General features: G+C 75.5%; 7 protein-coding genes. 1 reads left to right on the top strand and 6 read right to left on the bottom strand.

Features of this window, described 5'->3' with window-relative positions; genetic code table 11:
• Window positions 1–215: 215 nt before the first annotated feature.
• Window positions 216–1,235 carry a chitinase gene (locus SM793_RS12670; RefSeq protein ID WP_320438234.1) on the bottom strand — a complete coding sequence of 340 codons (1,020 nt, stop codon included), beginning with the start codon at window positions 1,233–1,235 and terminating at the stop codon, window positions 216–218.
• Between the two features lie 226 nt (window positions 1,236–1,461).
• On the opposite strand from SM793_RS12670, the gene SM793_RS12665 reads away from it, so the two are divergent.
• Window positions 1,462–2,343, top strand: coding sequence for an IS5 family transposase (locus SM793_RS12665; RefSeq protein ID WP_320438233.1), 882 nt, complete (start codon window positions 1,462–1,464; stop codon window positions 2,341–2,343).
• Here the strand turns inward: SM793_RS12665 and SM793_RS12660 are convergent, their stop codons facing one another.
• From SM793_RS12660 to SM793_RS12640, 5 genes are all read right to left on the bottom strand, one after another.
• Window positions 2,344–3,081 (bottom strand): hypothetical protein, encoded by a 738-nt coding sequence (locus SM793_RS12660; protein WP_320438232.1) that lies wholly within the window; start codon window positions 3,079–3,081, stop codon window positions 2,344–2,346.
• Window positions 3,082–3,129: 48 nt separating this feature from the next.
• A complete protein-coding gene (locus SM793_RS12655; protein ID WP_320438231.1) occupies window positions 3,130–3,309 on the bottom strand; it encodes an MbtH family NRPS accessory protein in 180 nt (59 codons plus the stop codon).
• A 43-nt stretch (window positions 3,310–3,352) separates the two neighbouring features.
• On the bottom strand, window positions 3,353–4,096 hold the full coding sequence (fabG, locus tag SM793_RS12650; protein WP_320438230.1) for a 3-oxoacyl-ACP reductase FabG: 744 nt from the start codon (window positions 4,094–4,096) through the stop codon (window positions 3,353–3,355).
• Between the two features lie 85 nt (window positions 4,097–4,181).
• Window positions 4,182–14,846, bottom strand: a complete 10,665-nt coding sequence (locus tag SM793_RS12645) for a non-ribosomal peptide synthetase (RefSeq protein ID WP_320438229.1) — start codon at window positions 14,844–14,846, stop codon at window positions 4,182–4,184.
• A gap of 41 nt (window positions 14,847–14,887) precedes the next feature.
• A complete protein-coding gene (locus tag SM793_RS12640; protein WP_320438228.1) occupies window positions 14,888–20,893 on the bottom strand; it encodes an SDR family NAD(P)-dependent oxidoreductase in 6,006 nt (2,001 codons plus the stop codon).
• Window positions 20,894–20,900: the final 7 nt, after the last annotated feature.

Below are 20,900 nucleotides of genomic sequence, written 5' to 3'. Positions count from 1 at the left end.
GGATCCCTCCCGGTGGCGGGCTTTCCGGGAAGCCAATCCTCCGGACGGCCGGTCGTCAACGATCGAGGGGGATCCGAAGCGGAAGATACGTCAACTGGCTTATCCGGCAAGAGAATCAACCGATCGATCGGTCCGCTCGCCGGGTCCGGTGGCCGGTGGCCGGTGTCCGGGGGCGCGGCTCCGGTGGAGTGACCGCCGCCCCCGGCCGAGGGGTCTCAGCCCTGGTACTGGACGACGATCCGGGTGAACTCGTACGGGGACTGCGCGACGCCGCTGCACGCGTCGGCGTCGGTACCCGAGCCGCAGGCGCGGTCGCGGTTGACGGACCAGAAGGCGAACCGGGCGAGGTGGTGCTGCTGGGCGTAGCCGAGCAGGGTGCGGAAGTCGGCGGTGGTGACGGTCTCGCCGGCCTCGTCGGTCCTCCCGTTCATCGAGGACACCCCGATGTGCCGGTAGGCGGCGTCGTCGCTGTAGCCGTAGGCGCTCTTGACCGCCGCCTTGAGGCCCTCCAGGGCGCCGACCGAGGCCTGCCCCATGGTGCCGCTGTGGCCGCCGAAGTCGAACGGCATGACCACCCAGCCGTCGTTGGCGAGGCCGGCCGCCGCGCCGCGCTTGATGAGGTCCTTGCCGTTGGCGTCGGGGCCGGTGGGCGTGGTGCCCAGGGTGATGTAGGTGACGAGGCCGGGGTTCTTCGCCTTGACGATCTTCAAGGCGTCGACCACCCGCTGACGGACCGTCGCGTTCCCGAACTCGGTGTTCTCGATGTCGATGTCGAAGGCCTTGAGCCGGTAGGCGTCGATGACCTTCTGGTAGGCGCCGGCCAGTGCGCTCGCGCTGGAGCACTTCTCGCCCAACTTGTTGCCGCTCCACCCGCCGACCGAGACGACCACGTCGCCGCCGGCCGCCCGGATCGACTTGATCGCGGCCTCGTCGGAGCCGCCGGTGAGCGGCCGGCTGCCGTCCCACTTCGGGTTGCACCCGCCGTCGGAGAGGATGAACGCCAGCGTGAACCACTTGACGCCGGTCGCCTTCATCACGTCCGTCGGCTTCTGCGGGTTGCCCCAGCCGAGGTACTCGTACGGCGCGGCGGCCATCCCGGGCGCGGCCACGGCGGCCGGGTCGGTGGCCGTGGGGTCCGCCGCGGCGGAGGCCACCGGGGCCAGCAGGAGGGCGGCCGGACCGAGGGGGGCGGCCAGCAGCGGGGCGGTGAGGCGGACTCCGATGGTCTTGCGCATGCCAACTCGCTTTCGTCGGTCCTGTGCACGGGGTTGACGGCAGGTCAGGGGGAGGTGGAGGGCCGCCCGCGGCGCACGACGACGCCCCGCGGCGGGTGTCTCACAGAATCGGGGTCCCCGGCCGCGGGGTCAATGGATTTGGTTAGGAAAGTTTCCGAACGGTTCGGCGCGCTAGGTTCTGTCCGGCGGATCATGTGATCGCCTCGCGTGGCCCATTGTGTTGGTCGTGGGGCGGGGCGATCTGACGAACGACGAGTGGGTGCGACTGGCACCACATCTGCCGAAGACCGGGCGCCGCGGTGGACGGTGGACTGATCACCGGACGGTGATCGACGGGATCCTGTTCCGGGTCCGCACGGGCGTCCCGTGGCGGGACCTGTCGGAGCGGTTCGGTAGCTGGAAAACCGTGTACGAGCGCCACCGTCGGTGGTCGGCGGACGGCACCTGGGAAAGGATCCTCCAGGGCGTCCAGGCCGAGGCCGACTCTCAGGGGCGCATCGACTGGAGCATGGTGAGCGTGGACTCCACCTCGTGCCGGGCCCACCGGCACGCTGCCGGTGCACCGCGCAGAACACCCCGTATCCCGAAGCGGAAATCAACGCCCCGGCAGCACCGCCCCGACGAGGGAATCGGCCGGTCCCGTGGCGGTCTGACCTCCAAGATCCACCTTGCCGGGGAAGGCGGCCGCCGTCCACTGGCCATGCTGATCACGCCCGGTCAGTGGGGCGACAGCCCGCAGCTGATCCCGGTCCTGGAACGCATCAGGGTCAAGCGCCCAGGCGGCGGCCATCCGCGCACCCGCCCCGACCACCTCGGCGGCGACAAGGCCCACAGCTCCCGCCGCAATCGCCGCTACCTGCGCAGACGCCAGATCAAGCACACCACCCCGGAGCCGAAGGACCAGCGGGCCGACCGCCGGCGCCGCGGCAGCCGAGGAGGCCGGCCCGCGGGCTTCGACAAGGAGATGTACAAGCGCCGGAACGAGGTCGAGCGCACGATCAACCGACTTAAGCACTCACGGGCCGTCGCGACGCGGTATGACAAGCGCGCCTACGTCTTCCACGGCACCGTCATCGTCGCGTCAATACGCCTCTGGCTCAGACCCTGATCAGCCCGCGTCCGGAGCGTCAGCCCGCTTCGTCAGCTCGGCAGTGACCTGCCGCAGCAGCACCGTTGGCGATGGTATGACGGCGGACCAGGTGTTCTCGGTCTCGTCCGTGGCCGGGGCCCAGGCGGCCACCACCGGGAGTTCACAGTGGTCACCCGCCTCCAGCGGAGGCAGCGTCCAGGACATGCCGTGATGGTGTCCGAAGTCCACCCCCCACGTTGTGAACGAACGGTCGTACACCTCCCCGCTCAGCGCCGCCCACCGCCGCGGTACCTCGCCTTCGGCGGCCGCCCCACAGATCGCCTCCTCGTCGTTACCACCGACGGTGAGCCGGATGTTGTCGTCCTCCACCGTGATCGCGGCCAGCGCCTGCCCACCGTCCCACTGCGCGTCGGCTCCCTCCGGAAGCCGTTCCGGCAGCTCCGCCGAGAACCTCACCCGCTCGATCGGGGTGAGGGCATCGATCCTCCAGACCGCCGCGCGGCAGTCGATCAGCGGCCCCCAGTGCTCGGGGTCGAGCTCGGGATCCCACGGGGTCAGCAGCAGCTCGACGTGGGCCGAAGGATGGACCCAGCGGGCAACCATGCGACCCCTCGACAGTTCGAACAGCTCATCGGGCAGCAGGGGAAGGCCGGTGTTCCCGATGGTCGTGGTGAAGGTCAGCGGGCCGAATGGCGTGTCGATAGCCGGCTGATCGGCGGAACGCAGTCGGGTGCGTGGGACGGTGGGGAGCAGCACCGTCCCAGCGTACTGCGCTGTGACCTGTCAAGATCCGCCGGACAGAACCTAGGACTCCTGGGCGCGCGGTGCAAGCGGGCGGAGGTCGGGCCAGGTCGCGTCCACATGGGCCGCGCAGGACTCCTCGGTGCCGGTGAAGCCGGTGGGGTGCCAGCCGGCGGGGGCGGGACGGTCGGCGGGGTAGAGGGCCTGCTGCTGCTGGTCGTTGACCAGGACGGTCCATCGCACGGGGGCTCCAGGGGTGGGCGGGGCGGTCGGGAAGCGGGCCGGGTCAGCGGAAGCCGCCGTCGATCCGGAGGACTTCGCCGGTGAGGTAGCTCGCCCGCTCGGACAGGAGGAAGGCGACCAGGTCGGCGACCTCCTCCGGGCGGCCGAGGCGCCGCAGGGCGACCTGTTCGAGGGACCGCTCGACGGCCTCCTCGGGCAGCTGCGCGACCAGGTCGGTGTCGATGTAGCCGGGGGCGACCGCGTTGGCGCGGATGCCGTAGCGGCCGACCTCCTGGGCGAGCGAGCGGGTGAAGCCGATGATGCCGGCCTTGGTCGCCGCGTAGTTGGTCTGCCCGGCGTTGCCGCAGATCCCGGCCACGGAGGAGAGGTTGACGATGGTGCCGTGCCGTCGCAGCACCATGCCGTCGACGACCGCCCGGCAGGCGTGGTAGACGCCGCTGAGGTTGACCTGGAGCACGTCCTGCCAGTCCTGGTCCTCCATCAGCAGCAGCGGGGCGTCGCGGAGGATCGCCGCCGAGGCGACCAGCGCGGTGATCGGGCCGAGCGCGTCCTCGGCGCCGTCCACCAGGTCGCGGACGGCCTCGGCGTCCGCGACATCGGTCCGGCGGACGTAGGCGGCGCGGCCGAGGTCCAGCAGCTCCTTCTCCAGGGTGCGGGCGGACTCGGCGTCGGTGCTGTAGCAGAGGGCGATGTCGTAGCCGTCCTCGGCCAGCCGCAGGGCGGTGGCGCGGCCGATGCCGCGGGTGCCGCCGGTGATCAGCGCGACGGGGTTGGCGGTCCGGTTCATCGAGGGCCTTTCGGGTCGGGGAGGCGGGGGAGGGGCGGTCGGTCCGGCGAGGCCCAGGCCGTCGGGGGTCCAGGCCGTCGGAGGCTCAGGCCGTCGGGCGGTCGCGGACGCGGCGCCGCAGCTCGGCCAGCGGGAGGTCCGGCCGGTGGGCCAGCAGCTCCAGCACGAAAGGCCACTGGCGCATCATGGCCGCCATCGACCGCGGGTCGATCCGGTCCGGCGAGTACAGCCACAGGCCGCGCAGTCCGGCCTCGGACTCGTGCATCATCAGGTAGAGGTCGGCGTTGTGCGGGCGCATCTCGGTGACCAGCTCGGGGATCACCTCCGCGTCGCCGACGTCGAGGCTCAGCGGCGCCGCGGTGAGGCCGTGCAGGTCCAGCGGATCGCCGGCGACGTTCAGCAGGTTGAACAGCAGCCGCAGCGGGTTGTGGTCCTCCCCGGCGTCCTTGCGCAGCTGCCGCAGCGGGACCTCCTGGTGCAGATGGGCGTCCAGGACGCCGGCCCGGACGGCGGTCAGGAGTTCGCGGACGGTCGCGTCGGCGGCCGGGCGGGGGCGGACCACGACCGGGTTGATGAAGAAGCCGATCATCCGCTCGGTCTGCGGATGCTCCCGGCCGGCCAGCGGGAAGCCGACCGCGAGGTCACCGGCCGGTTCCTCTCCCGGTACCCCGTCCGGTGCCCCGCCCCGCGCGTAGCTCTGCAGCAGGAGGTGGAAGCCGGTCAGCAGCAGCATGAACAGCGTCACGCCCTCGCGCTGCGCCGCCTCCTTGAGGGCCGAGGCGATCGCGGGCTCCAGTACGAAGCCGCTGGTGTACCCGGTGACGGCCTCGGCCCGCTGGTGCTCCGGCGCCTCGAACCGGGGCAGCGCCGGCAGGTCCGCCAACAGCCGCTCCCAGTGGGCGAGGTGCTCGTCCAGCACGCCGTCCGCCAGCCGCCGCCGCTGCCAGGCCGCCCAGTCCGGGTACTGGACGGCCGGCGCGGGCAGCCGCGGTTCGCGGCCCAGCACCCGGGCCGCGTACAGCTCGCCCAGCTCGCGCCCGAGCAGCGCGTACGACCACAGGTCGACCACGATGTGGTGCAGCACCAGCACCAGCACCCACTCGCCGGGGGCGGTGGCGATCAGGGTGCCCCGCACCAACGGGCCCTCGGCCAGCCGGAACGGGCGGTCCACCTCGGCCGCGACCAGTCGGCGCACCGCTTCCCGCCTGCCGGCGGCGGGCTCCTCGCGCAGGTCGACGGTGGCGAGCGGCCAGCCGCCGACGGGGTCGGCGAACTGGCGCCAGTCGCCGGGTCCGTCCCCGACGATCCTGGTCCGCAGCGCCTCGTGGCGGTGCACGATCGCGTCGAGGCTCGCCCGCAGCGCCGCCGGGTCGAGGGTGCCGGTGAGGACGGTCGCGGTGATGACGTTGTGGTGCGAGGACTCCGGATCGACGGGCTGGTGCATGATGTCCAGCTGGGCGAAGGACAGCGGCACGCCGTGGGTGCGGTCGGCCGACGGCACCAGGCCGTCGGCCCGGGCGGCCCGGGGGCGCCGGCGGACGGCGGGCCCGGCGGGCGGCGGACCGCCTGCGCCGGGCAGGGCGGCGCAGCCGGCGACCGCCCTGAGCGCGGCGAACCAGGTCTCGGCCAGTTCGCGCACCTCGGGCTCGGTCAGCGGGCCCTGCGCCCAGGTCCAGCCGGCCGCCAGCCGGGGGCCGTCGGGGCTGTCGTAGGTGACGGCGTTGAGCTCCACGGGGTGGGTGAGCAGGCCGACCGGGGCGTCCGGGTCGCCCAGGGCGAGCGCCGCGTCGGCGGTGACCGGTGCCCAGGGGGTGTCCGGGCCGGCGTCGGCGAAACGCCCGAGGTAGTTGAACGCGACCTGGGGGGAGGGAAGTTCGGCCAGTGCCGGGGCGGTCGCGGGGTTGAGCCGGCGCAGCAGCCCGTGGCCGAGGCCGTCGCCGGGCAGTGCGGCCAGCTGTTCCCGGATCCGGACGACGGCGGCGGCCAGCTCGGCCCCGGCCTCGGTGACCCGGGGCCAGCTCAGCGGGCCGGGGGCGAGCCGGACCGGCTGGACGCTGGTGAACCAGCCCACGGTGCGGGACAGGTCGACGCCGTCGGCGAGGTCCTCCTGGCGGCCGTGGTTCTCCACGGCGACCAGGACGCCGTCGGCCGGCGGGTCCAGCGGTGAGCGGCGGCGGCGCCACTCCTCCAGGGCGATGCCGAACGCGGCCAGCAGCACTTCCTGCACGCCGGTGTGGAAGGCGCCGGGGGCGGTGCCGAGCAGCGCGGCAGTGTCCTCGGGCGGGAGGGTGAGGACCAGCCGCCCGGTGCCGGTGCTCGTGCTGGTACTGGTGCCGGTACTGGTGCCGGTGGCCGTCCCGGCAGTGGGCAGCAGCGCCGGGGTCCCGGCCAGCAGCCGCTGCCAGGCGGGGAGTTCGGCCAGCCGGTGCGGGGCCGCGGCCTCGGCGGCCAGCAGCTCGGACCAGCGGCGCACCGAGGTGCCGACCGGCGCCAGCCGCACCGGACGGCCCGCGAGGACGGCCTCGCCGGCGGCCCGGAGGTCCGGCAGCAGGATCCGCCAGGAGACCCCGTCCACCACCAGGTGGTGCAGGACCAGCAGCAGCCGGCCGGGCGTGTGCTCCCCGGCGTCCAGCCAGACCGCCCGGAGCATCACCCCGGCCGCCGGGTCCAGTCGGCGCCGTGCGGCTGCGGCCCCGGCGGTGGTCAGCGCCCGCAGCCGCTCGGGGTCCGCACCGGCCGCGTCCGTCCGGACCAGGTGGTCGGCGACCCGCACCGAGCCGACCGGGCCGGTCTCCAGCCCCCAGCGGCCCTCCGGCCCCACGGTCAGCCGGGAGCGCAGCACGGCGTGGTGGTCCACCACCGCCTGGAGCGCGGCGGTGAGCCGCGGCAGGTCCAGCACGCCGGCCGGCGGTACGGCGATCACCGCCTCCTGGCTGAACTCGCCGGTCGGGGCGTCCAGTTCGCGCAGCCACTCGGTGATCGGGGTGGGCCCGACGGTACCGACGCCGTCGTCCTCGGGCCCGGCCGCCCCGTCCGCGGGGACGGCCACGGCCGCCAGCGCGGCCACCGACTGGTGGGCGAGGACGTCCCGGGCACCGATCACCAGCCCGGCGCTGCGCGCCTGGGAGACCACCTGGATCGCCTGGATGCTGTCACCGCCGAGGTCGAAGAAGCCGTCCCCGGTACCGACCTCGGGCAGCCCGAGCACCTCGGCGAAGATCGCGCACAGGGTCTCCTCGACCGGGGTGCGCGGCCGGCCGGACCCGGCGCCCGGGGCGAAGCCGGGGGCGGGCAGCCGGTCGCGGTCCACCTTGCCGTTGGCGGTGAGCGGCAGCTCGGCGAGCACCACCACCGCGGCCGGGACCAGGTACGGCGGCAGCTCGGAGGCGAGCGCCGCCCGCACCTCCGCCGGGTCCGGTGCCGCCCCCGGCCGGGGGACCAGGTAGCCGACCAGGGCGCGCTGCCCCGGCCGGTCCTCCCGGACCGTCACCACGGCCCGGGCGGTGTCCGGGCGGGCGGACAGCGCGGACTCGATCTCGCCCAGTTCGATCCGGAAGCCCCGGATCTTCACCTGCTGGTCGGTGCGGCCGAGGAAGTCCAGCCGGCCGTCGGCCCGCCACCGGACGAGGTCCCCGGTCCGGTACATCCGGGTGCCGGGCGCGCCGAACGGGTCGGGCAGGAAGCGGCGCGCGGTCAGCCCGGGCCGGCCCAGGTAGCCGCGGGCCAGGCCGGCGCCGGCCACGAACAGCTCGCCGGGCACACCGGCGGGCACCGGCCGCAGCCCCTCGTCCAGGACGTACACCCGGGCGCCGGCGATCGGGCGGCCGACCGGCGGGGCGCCGGCGCCGGGCGCCAGCGGTCCGGTCAGGGTGGCGCACACCGTGGTCTCGGTCGGCCCGTAGGCGTTGACCATCCGCCGGTCCGCCGACCAGCGGTCCGCCAGCGCCGCCGGGCAGGATTCGCCCGCGACCACCAGGGACAGCCCGGCGGGCAGCCCGCCCTCGGGCACGGCGGCCAGCACACTGGGCGGCAGCGTCACATTGGTCACGCCGTAGCGCTCGCAGGTCCGGGTCAGCGGCTCGCCGGGCAGCAGCTCCTCCTTGGGCACGACCACCAGCGCGGCGCCGGTCAGCAGCGCGTCGCAGCGCTCCGCCACCGAGGCGTCGAAGCTCGGCGAGGCGAACTGCAGCACCCGGCTGTGCTCGTCCAGCCCGAAGCCCTCGGCCTGCGCCGCGACCAGGCCCGGGATGCCGGTGTGGGTGACCACCACGCCCTTGGGGGTGCCGGTGGAACCCGAGGTGTAGATGATGTACGCCGCGTGCGCCGGGGCCAGCGGCTCGGCGCGGTCGGCGTCGGTCGGCGCGACGGCGGGCCGGGCGGCGAGTTCCGCGAGCACCTCGGGAAGATCCAGCCGCAGCACCGGGACCTCGCCCGCCGGCAGCGCGGCGGCCGACCCGCCGTCGGTCAGCAGCAGCACCGGACGGGCGTCGTCGAGCAGGAAGGCGATCCGCGCCGCCGGGTAGTCCGGGTCGACCGGCAGGTAGGCGGAGCCCGCCTTGACCACGGCCAGCATGGCCACCACCGACCGGGCCGAGCGGCCCAGCGCCACCGCGACCGGCCGCTCCGGGCCCGCGCCGCGGGCGATCAGCAGCTGGGCCAGCCGATTGGCCTCGGCGTCCAGCTGCGCGTAGGTCAGCTCCCGCCCGGGGTCGACGACGGCGGTCCGGTCCGGGGTGCGGGCCGCCCGGGCCTCGAACAGCGCGGGCAGCGTGCTTCCCGAGGAGGGGGCGGGGGCGGTCCCGGCCCAGTCGGACAGCAGCCGGTGCCGCTCGTCGGGGGAGAGCAGCTCGGCCTCGGCGACCGGGCGGTCCGGTGCGGCGCACACCGCCACCAGCATCCGCCGCAGGCGTTCGGCCAGCAGCTCCACGGTGGCCGGGTCGAAGACGTCGGCGTTGTACTCCACCACGCCGTCGATCCCGGCGGGCGCGCCGTCGACGGAGGAACGGCGGCCGGTCAGCGAGAACACCAGGTCCATCCGGGCCCCGCCGCTGTCCACCGGCACGGCCTCCTCGGCCACACCGGGCAGGCCGAGCACCGCGTCCGGGACGTTCTGCCAGGCGAGCAGCACCTGGAACAGCGGGTGGTGCGCGGTGGAGCGGGCCGGGCGCAGCGCGTCGACCAGGAACTCGAACGGGACGTCCTGGTGGGCGTACCCGTCCAGGCCGCGTTCGCGGACCCGGGCCAGCAGCTCGCGGAAGCTCGGCGCCCCCGACAGGTCGGCGCGCAGCACCAGGGTGTTGACGAAGAAACCGACCAGGTCCTCGGTGGCGGCGTCGGTGCGCCCGGCGACGGTCGCGCCGACCGGGATGTCGTCCCCGGCGCCGAGCCGGTGCAGCAGGGCGGCCAGGGCCGCGTGCACGACCATGAACTCGCTGGCGTCGTGCCGGCGCGCGAGCGCGGCGACGGCGGTGTGCAGCTCGGTGTCCCAGCGCAGGGCGACCGTGCCGCCGCGGTGGGTGGCCGAGGCCGGGTGCGGCCGGTCGGCGGGCAGTGCGATCCGCTCCGGCAGTCCGGCCAGGGCCTCGCGCCAGTAGGCGAGTTGGCTGTTGCGCAGGCTGCCCGGGTCGTCCTGGCCGCCGAGCAGCCGGTGCTGCCACAGGGTGTAGTCGGCGTACTGGATCGGCAGCGGCGCCCACTGCGGCGGGCGGCCGGCGAGGCGCGCGGTGTAGGCGGTGGCCAGGTCGCGTCCGAGCAGGGCGACGGACCAGCCGTCGGCGGCGATGTGGTGCACCACCAGGACCAGCGTCTGCCGCTGCGGGCCGTGCACCAGCAGCTCGGCGTGCAGCGGGATCCGGCGGGCCAGGTCGAAGCGGTGTCGTGCGGCGGCGCGTACGGCCGCCGCTGCGGCGGTCTCCGGCAGTTCGGTCACGGTCAGTACCGGGCGGGCGGCGGCCGGGGCGAGGACGTGCTGGCGCGGCACCCCGCCGGTGTCGGGGAAGACGGTGCGCAGCGCCTCGTGCCGCTCCACCACGTCGGCGAGCGCGGCCCGCAGGGCGTCGGCGTCCAGGGGGCCGGTCAGCCGTACCGCCATCGGGATGTTGTAGGTGGCGGAGGGGCCCTCCAGCCGGTCGAGGAACCACAGCCGGCGCTGGGCGAAGGACAGCGGCAGTTCGGCCGGCCGGGGCTCGGGGGCCGGGGCCGGGCGGGCCGCCGCGGGGGCCCGGTCGGGGCCGTCGGCGGCGAGGCGGCCGGCCAGTCCGGCCACCGTCGGGGTCTCGAACAGCGCCCGGACCTGGACCTCGGCGCCCAGGGCGGCCCGGATCTGGGAGACCAGCCGGGTGGCGAGCAGCGAGTGGCCGCCCAGGTCGAAGAAGCTGTCGTGGACACCGACCGCCGGCACCCCGAGCACCTTGGCGAACAGCGCGCAGAGCGCCTCCTCGCGCTCGTCGCGCGGGGCGACATACACCGCGTCGAGGTCGCGGCGGTCGCCGTCGGGAGCGGGCAGCGCCTTGCGGTCGGTCTTGCCGTTGGGGGTCAGCGGCAGGGCGTCCAGCAGGACGAACGCCGAGGGGACCATGTAGCCGGGCAGGCGCTCGGCGAGGGCGGAGCGCAGCGCCGGGACGAGCCGGCGGGTGAGCCGGCGCCGGGTGCCGCTGACGAGGCTGCCCCAGTCCGGTTCGGCCGCCGGCGGGCGGACGGCGCCCGGGAAGCGGGACGTCGGCCCGCCGTCGGTGTCGGACCGGCGGGCGAGCAGGGTGAGCGCGCCGTCCGGGCCGTGCTCGGACCAGTCGAGGTCGATCCGGTAGCCGAGCGCCTCGCCGAGGGCCCAGAGCTCCTCGGGGTCGACGGCCCCGGGCCGGTCCGCGGGCGGTTCGGCGCCGTTGTCGAGCCGTCCGAGGGTGTCGGCGAGGTCGCGGAGCCGGGCGTTGGGCACGCCGCGGACGGCGAGCAGCGCGGGCCGGCGCGTCGCCAGCCGCTCGCGCAGCGCGGCCACGGTCAGACCCTCGGCGGCCCAGTCCAGCGGCTCGGCCTCCACCGGCTCGGGAGTGAGGTCGGCCGGGGCGGTGGTGAGGACGACGTCGTAGCGGAACCGGGTCAGCTCGTTGGCGGTGGCGGCTCGCTTGGGCAGCACCCGGACCTCGCGGACGGCGGGGAAGCGGCTCGGCAGGGCGGTGAACAGGGCGGGGTCGATGACGAGTTCCTGGTCCTCGGCCAGGCGGCGGCGGGTCCGGGCCAGCACCTGGGCGGGCGGCAGGCCCGGTTCGGCGTGGGCGAGCTGGACCGACAGGTGGAAGGACGCCAGCAGCGGCAGGCTGCGGATGTCGCCGAGGAACAGCGAGCCGCCCGGGGCGAGCCGGGGCAGCGCGCCCTCGATCACCCGCAGCAGGTAGCGCTCGTCCGGGAAGTACTGCACCACCGAGTTGAGCACGATCACGTCGAAGAGCCGCTCGGGCAGCCGGTCGAGCCGGTCGGCCGCGCAGAGGTGCAGCGCGACCTCGCCGAGGGTGTCACCGGCGCCGTCGACGACCTCGCGCAGACCGGTGAGGGCCACCTCGGAGATGTCGGTGCCCCAGTAGCGTTCGACCCGCGGCGCGACCCGCTGGAGGATCAGGCCGGTCCCGCAGCCGATCTCCAGCACCGAGCGGGGGCGCAGGCCGAGCACCCGATCGGCGGTGCGGTCGGCCCACTCGCGCATCTCCCCGGCCGGGATCGGCTCCCCGGTGTAGCTGCTGTTCCAGCCGCGCAGGTCCTCGGCGGGGATGCCGGGCGTTCCGGCGGCGGGGGCTGTGGCAGGGGCTGTGGCAGGGGCGGGGCCGTCCTCCGGGCCGTCGTAGGCGGTGTCCCAGATCCGGCGCCACTCCTCGACCTGGTCCGGCCACTCCTCCGCCGGGCCGGCGCCCCCGTCGGCCGCCGGCACCACGTACGCCACCAGCCGCTGGTCACCGGGGACGTCCTCCCGGACCGTCACCACCGCGTGGCCGACCTCGGGCCGCCGGGCCAGCTCGCTCTCGATCTCGCCCAGCTCGATCCGGAAGCCCCGCACCTTCACCTGGTGGTCCAGCCGCCCGAGGAACTCGATGCCGCCGTCCAGCCGACGGCGCACCAGGTCCCCGGTGCGGTACAGCCGGTCCTGCGGCCCCGCCCCGAACGGGTGCGGGACGAACCGCTCGGCGGTCAGCTCCGGCCGGCCCAGGTAGCCCCGGGCCAGGCCGGCGCCGCCGATGTACAGCTCGCCGGGTACCCCGGGCGGTGTCAGCCGGCCCTGCTCGTCGAGCACGTGCAGTTCGGTGTTGGCGATCGGCGCGCCGATCGAGATCGGCCCGTCCCCGACCTCGGCCACCGCCGACCAGACGGTGGTCTCGGTGGGTCCGTACATGTTCCACAGGTCCACGCCGCAGGCCCGCAGCCGCCGGGCCAGTTCGGCGGGCAGCGCCTCGCCGCCCGCCAGCGCCTTCAACCCGGGCGCGCCCGGCCAGCCCGCGTCCAGCAGCATCCGCCAGGTGGACGGGGTGGCCTGGACGACGCTCGCCCCGGAGGCGGCCAGCAGCCGGGACAGCTGCTCGCCGTCGGCGGCGGCGGCGCGCTCGGCGACCACCACCCGGGCGCCGGTGACCAGCGGCAGCAGCAGTTCCAGCAGCGAGATGTCGAAGGAGTGGGTGGTGACGGCGAGCAGGGTGTCCTCGGCCGTCAGGCCAGGCCGTTCCCGCATCGAGCGCAGGAAGTTGGCCAGCGCCCGGTGCGGGACCTGGACGCCCTTGGGGCGTCCGGTGGAGCCCGAGGTGTAGATGACGTAGGCGAGGTCCTCCTCGGCCACCGCCGGGTCCCCGGCCGGTTCGGCGGCGAGCCGCTCGTCCGACTCGTCCGACTCGACCGGCTCGTCCGGCTCTTCGGGCTCGTCCAGCTCGTCCAGAAGGAGCACCTCGGCGGTGGTCGCGGGCAGCCGCTCCGCCACCGGCCGCTGCGTGAGCAGCACCGGCAGTCCGGAGTCGGCCAGCATGTACGCGATCCGCTCCGGCGGGAACTCCGGGTCGATCGGGACGAACGCGCCGCCCGACCTCAGCACCGCCAGCAGCGCCACCACCAGGTCGACCGAGCGCTCGGTGCACACGCCCACCAGGACGTCCCGGCCCACGCCGCGCCGGCGCAGGCGCCGGGCCAGCCGGTCGGAGCGCCGGTCCAGCTCCGCGTAGTCCAGCGCCTCGGCGCCGCAGCGCACCGCCTCGGCGGCCGGGGTGCGGGCGGCCTGCTCGGCGAACAGGCGGTGGACCGGGGCCCGGTCGGGCCACTCCCGGCGGGTGGCGTCGCCCTGCGCGCGCAGCCGCCGCTCCTCCTCCGCCGCGAGCATCGGCACCGCGCCGATCGGGCGGTCCGGATCGGCGAGCAACTGCTCCACCAGCAGCCGCAGGTGGCCGGCCAGTTGGTCGACGGTGGCCGCGTCGAACAGGTCGCTGTTGTACTCGAAGCGGCCGCTCAGGCCCTCCGGGCGGTCGAAGACCTGGAGCTCCAGGTCGAAGCGGGCCGTCCTGCCGGCCACCTCGATCGGCTCCAGGTGCAGGCCCGCCACGTCGAAGGAGGGCATCGCGATGTTCTGGAACACGAAGGAGACCTGGAACACCGGGGTGCGGGAGAGGTCCCGGCGCGGGTGCAGCTCCTCCACCAGCCGCTCGAACGGCAGCTCCTGGTGGGCGAACGCGCCCAGGCACACCGGCCGTACCCGGCCCAGCAGTTCGCGGAAGGACGGCGCGCCGGAGAGGTCGGTGCGCAGCGCCAGCATGTTGGCGAAGTAGCCGATCAGCCGCTCGACCTCGGGCCGGCCCCGGTTGGCGACCGGCACGCCGACGACCACGTCCTCCTCCCGGGTGTAGCGGTGCAGCAGCACCTGGAAGGCGGCGAGCAGGGTCATGAACGGGGTGACGCCCTCGGCCCGGCTGAACTCCCTGACCCGGTCCATCAGTTCGGTGGAGAGCGCGAACGGGCGGGAGCCGCCGCGGGTGCTCTGCACCGGCGGGCGGGGCCGGTCGGTGGGCAGCTCCAGGGCGGCCGGGGCCCCGTCGAGCGTCCGCTTCCAGTACTCCAGGTCGGCGCGGGCGCCGTCCCCGTCCAGCCGCTTGCGCTGCCAGACCGCGTAGTCGGCGTACTGGATGGGCAGTTCGGGCAGCGCGGGCTCGGTGCCGCCCGCGTAGGCGCCGTAGAGCGTGACCAGCTCGTCCAGGAACACCGAGGTGGACCAGAGGTCGCCGGCGATGTGGTGGATGGTCAGCAGCAGGACGTGCTCGTCGGCGGCGAGCCGCAGGAAGCGCATCCGCACCAGCGGGCCGGTGGCCAGGTCGAACGGGCGGGCGAACTCCTCCCGGGCCAGGGCGTGCAGGCCGTCCTCGCCGTCCGGCCCGGCCAGGTGCTCGCACGGCACGACGGCGAAGCCCGGCTCGGCGCCCTCGGTGACCACCTGGACCGGCTCGCCGTCCACCGCCCGGAAGGTGGTGCGCAGCGCCTCGTGGCGCCGGGCGATCGCGGAGACGGCGCGCCGCCAGAGGTCCAGGTCGAGCGGGCCGCGGATCCGGGTGGCGCCGCAGACGTTGTAGGCGGTGTCGCCCGGCGTCAGCTGGTCCAGGAACCACATCCGCTGCTGCGGGAAGGAGGCCGGGAACCGGTGCTCGCGGGGCCGGGCGGCCTTCTTGCGGCGCAGGCGTTCGGCGAGGAGTGCGCGCTTCTCGGCGGCGGAGAGCGTCGCGGGGTCGGGGGTAGTCATCGCACGTCCGTCCTCGGGTGTTCCGTGGGTGTCGCGGGCGCTCATTCCTGGTCCCCCCGGTCGGCGGTCTCCTCGGCGAGCAGGGCCTGGAGGCGGGCCTCCACCTCCTCGTCGGACAGGCCGTCGAGGTCGTCCAGGCCGTCCAGGTCGTCGAGGTCGTGGTCGTCGAGGTCCTCGTGCCCGGGTTCTCCGCCGTCCCCGGCGCGGCTCAGGGCCTCGATGGTGTCCCCGCCGCCGCCCGCGTCACCGCCGCCCCCGTCCAGCAGGCCGACGGTGTGGGCGACGGTCGGGGAGTGGAAGAAGTCCCGCAGGTCGAGTTCGGTGCCGAAGCGGCTCCGGATCCGGGTGTTGATCTGCACGGCGGCCAGCGAATGGCCGCCCAGGGCGAAGAAGTCGTCGTGCACGCCGACCTCCTCGACGCCCAGGACCTCCCGCCAGAGCGCCGCGACGGCCTCCTCCCGCTCGGTGGCGGGCGCCACGAACGGGGTCGCCAGCTCGGGCCGGGGGTGGCTGCCGCCGAGCGGGGCCAGCTGCTCCAGTTCACGGGCCAGCAGCGCCGGGGTGATCGAGCGGGCCAGCCGCCGCAGCACCGTGAAGTCCTGCGGGGTGACGATCAGTTGGGCGGGAAGTTCCGGCTGTGCCAGCACCCTGGCGAACGCGGCGCGGCCCTCCGGCTCGCCGAAGCCCTCGGCGAGCGCGGCCAGCGCCCCGGCGGCCTCGGCCGGTCCGGTACCCGCCCCGGTCAAGGTCCCGGTCCCGGCGTCCGCGCCGGCCGCCTCGGCCTCCGCGACGGTCCGCCCGATCTGGGTCAGCAGCGCCTCGACGTCGTTGATCCGCTTGACCGTGAAGTCGGTCACCTGGACCAGCAACCGGCCGTCCGGATCCAGGAGTTCCAGGTCGCAGGTGAGGGTCTCCCCGGTCGATCCGGCCGGGTGCTTGATCTCCACGGAGACCTCCACCGTGCCGGTCAGCGGGTGCAGGATCCGCAGGCTGCGGTAGGTCAGCGGCAGGTAGTACGGGTCCTCGGCGTGCAGCCGGAAGACGCCGCCGGCCATGTCGAGCAGGGCCGGGTGCAGCGGGTAGTCCGCCAGGTCGGCCAGGAAGGCGTCGTCCAGCCGCAGGGTGGCGAGCATCCGCCGACCGCCGGTGCGGATGGTCTTCAGCACCTGCCAGCGCGGTCCGAACCAGAACCGCAGCGGCCCGCCGCCCTCCTCGAAGCGCTCCACCCCGAGCCGGCGGCGGATCTCCTCCTCGGTCTCCAGGACCTCCGTCACCTCGCAGCGCTCCGCCACCTCGGCCAGGTCGCGGACGACGTCCGGGCCGCGCTCGTGGAACGAGGCCGAGCCGGTCGCGTGCTCGCGCCACGGCGCGTCCGCCGACGGGCGGCTGCGGACGGTGAAGTGCGGGCGGCCGTCCCGCTCCTCGACCGTGGTGAACACCGTCCGGTGCTGCCCGTCGGGGACGACCACGGGCGTCATGAACAGCACGTCGTGCAGCTCGGTCTCACGCTCCCCGGCCCGCCCGGCCAGCGCGGCCCGGACGAGTTCGAGGTAGGCGGTGCCCGGCACCAGGCCGTGGCCCATCAGCCGGTGGTCGTCGACGATCCAGCTGTCCGCGGTGGAGAGCACCGTCTCGTAGACGACGGTGGTGCCCTCGGCGCGGACCGGGCGCAGCAGCGGGTGGCCGGTCTCCGGCCCGGCGGCGGCCGGTCGGCCGGTGAGTCCGGCGGCCATGCCGACGCCCTCCCAGGTGCCCCAGCCGAGCGCGGTCACCGGACGGCCCTGTCGGCGCCGCCACTGGGCGAAGGCGTCCAGGAAGGCGTTCGCCGCGCCGTAGTCGCTCTGGCCGGGGCCGCCGAGGACGGCGCTGACCGAGGAGCAGAGCAGCAGGAAGTCCAGCGGGTCGTCCGCGCACAGCCGGTCCAGCAGCAGGGTGCCGACGGTCTTCGCGGCCAGGACCGCGTCGGCGTCCGCGCGGGTCCGGCGGGCGAGCATGCCGGTGGACGGCGCCCCGGCCGCGTGCACCACGCCGTTCAGCGGGCCGAACCGCGCGCGCAGGGCGGCCAGCGCCGCGCCGAGCCCGCGCTCGTCGGTGACGTCGGCCCGCAGCAGCGCGATCCGTGCGCCGCGCTCCCGGAGCCGGGTGAGGCGGCGGATCCGGGCACTGGTCGGGTCCTGTTCGCCGTGCGTCTCCAGCCAGGCCGGCCAGTCCTCCTCGGCGGGGAAGTCCGAGCGGCCGAGCAGGCCCAGCACCGGTGCCCGCAGGCCCTCGGCCAGTTGCTCGGCGAGGGCCAGACCGACTCCGCCGAGGCCGCCGGTGACGAGGTAGACGCCGCCGTCGCGGGGGTGCGCCGGACGGTCGGCCGGGCGGTCGGACCGTTCGTCGGCCGCGTCCCCGGCCGGTCCGTCGGCCGGTCCGTCGGGCGCTTCCCCGGCCGGGAGCGGGAGCGGGTCGAAGTCGCGGACCCACCAGTGCCGGCCGCGCAGCGCCAGGTCGCGTTCCGCGGGGTCGCGCAGCAGCAGCTCGTGCACGGCGCGCACCGCCTCCTCCGCCGGGGCGGCCGGATCGGTGCCGGTGACGTCCAGCAGGCGGCAGCCGACGTCCGGCAGCTCCTGGGGGATCACCGTGCAGGGCCCGGCCAGCAGGGCCTGCTCGGGCCGCAGCGGCTCGTCGCCGGTGACGCTGTGGACGCCCCGGCAGAGCACGTCGAGGGTGACCGGGACGGCGGGGCGGGCGTCGGTGAGGGCCTGGGCGAGGGCGGTCAGGCTGTCCAGGCCGAGCCGGCGGGCGGCGTTCAGCCGGGCCTCGTCCAGCGCCTCGCCGGCCCGGGCCTCGCCCTCCAGTACCTCGCCGTCGGACAGCTCGTCACCGAGGCTGAACAGGTGCACCAGGCGCAGCGAGGCCGCGCCCCGGAGGTCCAGCGCGCCGAGCAGTTCGGCGGCCTGCGCGCGGTCGTCCGGGTCCAGGGACCAGGAGTCCGCGCCGCGGGCGTGCGGACCGGGGACGCGCAGGCCGTCGGTGCGCTCCGAGCCGTCGGCGGTGCCGACCCGGACCACGGCGGCGCCGTCCTCGGCCAGCCGCCCGGCCAGGGCGGCGCCGAGGCCGGTGCCGTCGCCCAGCACCACCCACAGCGGCCCGCCGTCCGAGCCGTCCGAGCCGTTCGAGCCGTCCGCGCCGTCCGAGCCGGTCCGGGCGCCGGGTCCGGTGTGCGGGGCGAGGCGCCGCCAGCCGGGGGTGCGGAACCAGTCCTCGACCGGGACCGGCCCGGCCGCCCGCCGGGACGCGCCGCCGGTGGCCGTCGGGCCGGCCGCTGCGGCGCGGTCCGGCTCCACCCAGAAGCGCTGCCGCTGGAAGGCGTAGCCGGGCAGTCGCAGCACCCGTCCGTCCGTGCCCGGCCGCAGCACGTCCCGGTCGACCGGCACGCCCGCGCTCCACAGCGCGCCCAGGCCTCGGCGCAGCCGGAGCGCGTCGTCCTCCTCCCGCTCCTGCGGGTGGCGCAGCGAGCCGACCACCGTCCGGCCCTCCTGCCAGGCGCCGTGACGGCGGACGAAGTCGCCGAGGGTGTGGCCGGGGCCGACCTCCAGCAGTACCCAGGACGGGTCGGCGAGCAGCAGCGCGGCGGCGTCGGCGAAGCGGACCGGCTGCCGCAGGTGGCGGCCCCAGTACTCCGGGTCGGTCGCCTCCTGCTCGGTGATCCAGGTGCCGGTGACGTTGGAGCAGAACGGGATCCGCGGCGGGTTCGGCCGCACCGCGCGGACCGCCTCGACCAGCGGGCCGACGGCGCCGTCCATCGCGGGGGAGTGGAAGCCGTGCGAGGTGTGCAGCCGGCGGCAGGGGACGGCGGCCTCCCTGAGCCGCCGCTCCAGCCCGTCCACCGCGTCGGTCGGGCCGGAGACGACGCTCAGCCCGGTGGAGTTGAGGGCGGCCACGGCGAGGCCGGTGCCGTCGGCCAGCCAGGGCGCGAGCTCACGTTCGGAGAGGAACACGGTGAGCATCGCCCCGGCGGGCATCGCCGCGACCAGCCGGCCCCGGGCCGCCACCAGCCGTACCGCGTCCTCCAGTTCGAACACGCCCGCCAGGCAGGCGGCGACGTACTCGCCGACGCTGTGGCCGACCATCGCGTCCGGCCGCACGCCCCAGGCCGTCCACTGCTGCGCCAGCGCGTACTCGACCAGGAACAGCGCGGGCTGGGCGTACTCGGTGCGGGTCAGCCGCTCCGCCGCCGCGCCGGCCGCCCCGGGGGCGGGGAACAGCAGCGCGCGCGGGTCCTCGCCCAGCTCGGCGGCGAACAGCTCGGCGCAGCGGTCGAGTTCGGCGGTGAACACCGGCTCCCGGCGGTACAGGCCGCGGGCCATGTCGACGTACTGGGTGCCCTGGCCGGGGAACAGGAACGCCACTCGGGCGCCCTCGGCGGCCTCCGTCGTGCCGGCGGGGGTGACGGCGCGCAGCGCGGCCACCGCCCCGGCCCGGTCCCGGGCCACCGGCGCGGCGCGGCGGCCGAAGGCGCGGCGGCGGTGGACCAGGGTGTGGGCGAGGTCGTCGAGCCGCAGGCCGGGGTGGGCCTCCAGGTGGTCGGCGAGCCGTCGGGCGCCCTCGGCGACGGCCGCGGCGGTGCGGCCGGACAGCGGCAGCAGGACGGGGGCGGTGTCCTCGCCGGTGGCCTCGCCGGTGGCCTCGCCGGTCTCCTGGCCGGTCTCCTGGCCGGTGACGACTTCCGCCGGCGCAGGCGTCGGCGCGGGGGCCTCCTCCAGCACCAGGTGCACATTGGTGCCGCCGATGCCGAAGGAGCTGACCCCGGCCCGGCGCGGCCGCTCCCCCCGGGGCCACGGCCGCAGCCGGTCGTTGACGAAGAACGGGCCGGATTCCAGGTCGAGTTCGGGATTGGGCTTGGTGAAGTGCAGGGAGGCCGGGATCGCCTCGTGCCGCAGCGCCAGCACCGTCTTGATCAGCGCGGCGACCCCGGCGGCGGCGTCCAGGTGGCCGATGTTGCTCTTCACCGAGCCGATCGCGCAGTAGCCGGTCTCCTCGGTGTCCTCGCGGAAGGCCCGGGTCAGCGCGGCGAGTTCGATCGGGTCGCCGAGCGCGGTGCCGGTGCCGTGGGTCTCCACGTAGCCGACCGAGCCCGCGTCGACTCCGGCCATCGCCAGTGCCTCGGAGACCACCGCGGCCTGCCCGTCGACGCTCGGCGCGGTGTAACCGGCCTTCAGCGAACCGTCGTTGTTGACCGCCGAGCCCAGTACCACGGCGTCCACCGGGTCGCCGTCGCGCCGCGCGTCGGCCAGCCGGCGCAGCACCACCACGCCGACGCCGTTGCCGGGCACGGTGCCGCCCGCCGAGGCGTCGAACGGCCGGCAGTGGCCGTCGGGGGAGAGGATGCCGCCCGGCTCGTACTGGTAGCCCTGCTCCAGCGGGGAGCCGATCGACACCCCGCCGGCCAGGGCGAGGTCGCACTCGCCGTTGAGCAGGCTCTGGCAGGCCAGGTGGACGGCGGTGAGCGAGGTCGAGCAGGCCGTCTGCACGCTCATCGCCGGCCCGGTGAGGCCCAGCTTGTAGGCGACCCGGGTGGCCAGGAAGTCCTTGTCGGAGGCCAGCAGCGTCTGGTACGGGCCCGCCGATTCGAAGACCCGGCGGTTGGCGGTGACGTTGTGCAGCAGGTAGGTGTTCATCCCGGCGCCGGCGAACACGCCGATCCGGCCCCCGAAGTCCTCCGGCACGCAGCCGGCCGACTCCAGGGCCTCCCAGGCGCACTCCAGGAACACCCGGTGCTGCGGGTCCATGATCTCGGCCTCGCGCGGGTTGTAGCCGAAGAACGCCGCGTCGAAGCGGTCGGCCCCGGCGAGTACGCCCTTGGCCCGGACGTAGCCGTCCCGGCCGGACACCTCCGGGTCCACCCCGGCGGCCCGCAGCCCGGCCCCGGAGAGCACCTCGATCGACTCCCGGCCCTCCTCCAAGGTCCTCCAGAAGCTGTCGACGTCGGGGGCGCCGGGGAAGCGGCCGGCCATCCCCACGACGGCGATCTGGTCGAGTTCTTCGGACATCTCCGGCATCGGGGTC

Origin of the sequence: Kitasatospora purpeofusca (genome assembly GCF_034043715.1) — a bacterium.
GTDB lineage: Bacteria > Actinomycetota > Actinomycetes > Streptomycetales > Streptomycetaceae > Kitasatospora > Kitasatospora purpeofusca_A.
The sequence above is the reverse complement of the archived record's forward strand: the minus strand, read 5'-3'. Positions and strand labels throughout refer to the sequence as shown.

Excerpts from the sequence above, each read along its gene's own strand:
- SM793_RS12670 (WP_320438234.1), bottom strand. The coding sequence starts at position 1,235 with ATGCGCAAGACCATCGGAGTCCGCCTCACCGCCCCGCTGCTGGCCGCC.
- fabG (WP_320438230.1), bottom strand. The coding sequence starts at position 4,096 with ATGAACCGGACCGCCAACCCCGTCGCGCTGATCACCGGCGGCACCCGC.
- SM793_RS12645 (WP_320438229.1), bottom strand. The coding sequence starts at position 14,846 with ATGACTACCCCCGACCCCGCGACGCTCTCCGCCGCCGAGAAGCGCGCA.
- SM793_RS12640 (WP_320438228.1), bottom strand. The coding sequence starts at position 20,893 with ATGCCGGAGATGTCCGAAGAACTCGACCAGATCGCCGTCGTGGGGATG.